Genomic DNA, 3,305 nt, shown 5'->3' with positions numbered 1-3,305 from the left:
GGCTGATGCGGTCGGTCACCGTCTGGTCGCTGGCGAAGCCGTCATCCTCGCGCAGCCGCTGGCCGATCATCTTCACCAGTTCGGGATTGTCGGCGAATTTGGTGTGGTTGAACCTGTCCGATCCCTTGACGCTGGAGAGGTCGACGACGCTGACGCCATAGGTGGCGAGGTCGGCCGCGTCCTTGTAGTCGCCGACGCGTGGCCGCGAGCCGGCGATCAGGCCGGAAAGCCGCAGCGCCCGGTCATCGTCGGACAGAAGCAGGATGAACGGCTTGTCCGGCTTGCCGTAGCGGCGCATCTGGCTCTTGAACACGTCGACGTCGATATCGGGCGAGGCCAGCACCACGTCGCCGAGCCTGCCGCCGAGATCGCGGTCACCGGTGATGGCGAGCTGGCGCAGCGCTTCCATGGTCACCCAGGTTCCCATCGAATGGGCGACGATGTCGATGCGCCGCGCGCCGGTCTGGGCAAGCATGCGCAGCGTCACCTCCAACTGGTCGCGAGCCGCGCTGGCGCTTTCCTTGTCGTAGACATAGTCGGTGGTCTTGGCGCCGGACGCCCAGGAAAACAGCACCGGGGTGCCTGGATAGCCGGAGTCATGCGCAATCTGCGTCAGCCGATAGACGGCGTCGTCGAAGCCGGTGTTGTAGCCATGGACGAAGAGCATGACGCGGCCGCCGCGCGCGGCGATGTCGGCGCTGAGCGCGCTGGAGAATTTCGGCTGCGTGTCGTAGCCGACGACCTCGGAGGCCATGAAATATTTCGCCGGGTCGTCCGACTTGCCGCGTGAGCGCCGCTCGATTTGTCCGGGCTGGTGGATGCCCGGAACCGTGACGTTGACGCGGGCGTAGTTCAGTGTCGCCGAGCGCTCGCCGTCGAAGACCTTGTTGGGGTCGTCGGAGCGCTTGCGCGTCGTGGCGATAAAGATCGAATGGTTGCCGGCGATTTCCGTCACTGGCGTAGACATCACGGCGCTGCCGAGCAGTTCCTCGGTTTTGCGGCCGCCACAGCCTGCCACCAGCAAGGCAAGCGCAAGAATGCAGATCGTCTTCAAACGCACGTCAAAATTCCATTCGAGCCCAAAAAGGGCCGTCCACCCTCCGCGACATCTCCCCAGCAGGCGAAGTGCGGCGGAAGTAAGTCGCGTCCAGCTAAAATCTAGTCAGTGTCTGGCGACGGCCATCGCAGTGTTGCGCGAAAGCCAGAACGGCGGCAGGAAGGCCGGGATGTTGGAGAAGGGCAGCACTTCAGGCTTCAGCCGGATGCCGAGCACATCGCCCATGAAGGCTTGGCGAGCCTCGATGCGGCGCCAGGCTTCCGGATAGCGGGCGGCGATCTCCTCGCGCAGCGGCTCGTCGGCAATCGCGATGCCGTCCTCCATATTGGTGGTGAAATAAGCGCTGCCGGTTGCCGGGATGATGTCGACCTGCAGCGCCATGCCGGACTTGAGTTCGATCGCGGAGCCGGAAAACACCGGCGAATGCATCCATTCGTCGATATGGATGAGATGGCCGGGATTGAGCGCGACGCCGAAGAACGGGTCGCCGATACGCTGATGCACCGCTTTCCACAGCGCGCCGCCGGCGACACCGATGCCTATGGTCTCGTACCAGTCGACGGCGGCGGAAAAATATGGCGCGACCAGCTTTCCGATGTAGTCGCTGATGCCTTCCGGCAGCTCGGCGGCGCTCTCGACCAGGAAGCCGGCGCGGGCGTTCAGCGAACCCTGGATGCCATAGGCCATGGTGATCGGATCGCCACGCTGGATGATGTCGAGGCGGGGGCTCGGCAAGCCATAGGGCGCGCGCCTGCCGGCCGACAGCATCGGGTGGCAGCATTGCGGCAGGCCGTTGATACCCATCAGCCGCGCCGCCTGCAGCTCCGTCATGCCGGGTTCGATGCCCTGGAGTACGTTGCGCAGGCCTTGCGAGGAAAAGGTCGCGGCGAATTCGAAGGCTGCGAGCTGATCGGCCTCGTTGATCGCCCGCAAGCCGTCAGCCGGGTTGATCAGGAGATCGGCCGCGTTCTCGACCGCGCCCCTGTCGCCGGCCAGCGCGCGCAGCGTGTCGGCGATGAAGGACGGCAGGTCGAGCGTCGTGCGCCCAAAGCCGGCATCGCCGGCGCCGAACGGCTTCCAGCCGATGGCGCCGATCCGGTGTCCGGGCTTCAGCCCGCTGGCCGCAAGGATGTCAGGCAGCGTGTCGGAACGATCGCGCGGCTGCGCCGGCAGCGAAAAGGTCTGGTAGAGGATGCGCTCATAGGGTCCGTCGCAGAGCTCGGCATAGCCCCAGCCCTCATTGCCGACCAGCAGTTTTGCTTGCCTGCCGGGAACGATGACCAGCAGCGTTTCCTCGAAGCGGGGGTCGTAGCCGCAAAGGTAGGCGACATTGGCGGCATGCTCGCGGTCGCCATAGACGACGAAGCCATCGAGGCCGGCCTTCGCGCCGCGCGCCAGCAAGGCTTCGATGCGCGCCTCGTAGGTGGCGCGAGGAATGAGCGGCATCAGGGTCGGCTCGCCGAATTCCGGCAGCGACACGGTTTTCAGGGCGACCGACGCAACAGGCATGAACAAACGCCTCCAAGTGCTTGCAACGATACCGGGAATGCCCCGCGGCGAGGCTGATGGCAGGCGGACAATGGCCTTGCGGGGCCGGATGTGCAATAGGCTAACATTAACCGCCCAGCACGCTTCGGGACGATTTGCCATGAACAGTTTTTCTTCTCGCGTTGCCACGGCCGCCGCCATCCGCCAGATCTTCCCGGAGACGCCGCTTCAGGAAAACGACTATCTGTCGAAGAAGACGGGCGCCCGGGTGTTGCTCAAGCGCGAGGATCTGACGCCGGTGCGCTCCTACAAGATCCGCGGCGCCTTCAACTTCTTTCGCAAGGCGCTGGCCGCCGGCAATGCGGCAGAGCTGTTCGTTTGCGCTTCCGCCGGCAACCATGCGCAGGGGTTTGCCTTTGTCTGCCGCCATTTCGGCAAAAAGGGCGTCGTGTTCATGCCGGTGACGACGCCGCAGCAGAAGATCGACAAGACGCGGCTGTTCGGCGGCGACTTCGTCGAGATCAGGCTGGTCGGCGATTTCTTCGACGACTGCTATCGCGCCGCCTTCGAATTCGCGGAGAGCGCCGGCGCGCATATGGTGCCGCCCTTCGACCACAGGGACATCATCGAGGGGCAGGCGACGGTCGCCTTTGAGATCGCCGACCAGATGCCTGGCGCGCGCATGCCCGACATCGTCATGCTGCCGGTCGGCGGCGGCGGGCTCGCGGCGGGCGTCACCCATTACTTCGCCGACCAGCAT

The 3,305-nt window shown here is 65.0% G+C and carries 3 protein-coding genes; 1 reads left to right on the top strand and 2 read right to left on the bottom strand.

The features are described 5' to 3' along the window. The coding region (locus EN780_RS30535) for an alpha/beta hydrolase (RefSeq protein WP_128276144.1) at positions 1–1,060 on the bottom strand (1,060 nt) is incomplete at its 3' end. Positions 1,061–1,162: 102 nt separating this feature from the next. Beyond that, a complete protein-coding gene (locus EN780_RS30530) occupies positions 1,163–2,566 on the bottom strand; it encodes an aminopeptidase P family N-terminal domain-containing protein (protein WP_128276143.1) in 1,404 nt (467 codons plus the stop codon). Between the two features lie 139 nt (positions 2,567–2,705). On the opposite strand from EN780_RS30530, the gene EN780_RS30525 reads away from it, so the two are divergent. Next, positions 2,706–3,305 (top strand): pyridoxal-phosphate dependent enzyme (locus EN780_RS30525; RefSeq protein WP_128276142.1); only part of this gene is annotated, 600 nt, incomplete at its 3' end.

It is taken from the genome of Mesorhizobium sp. M4B.F.Ca.ET.089.01.1.1 (genome assembly GCF_004022605.1).
Classification (GTDB): Bacteria; Pseudomonadota; Alphaproteobacteria; order Rhizobiales; family Rhizobiaceae; genus Mesorhizobium; species Mesorhizobium abyssinicae.
The sequence above is the reverse complement of the archived record's forward strand: the minus strand, read 5'-3'. Positions and strand labels throughout refer to the sequence as shown.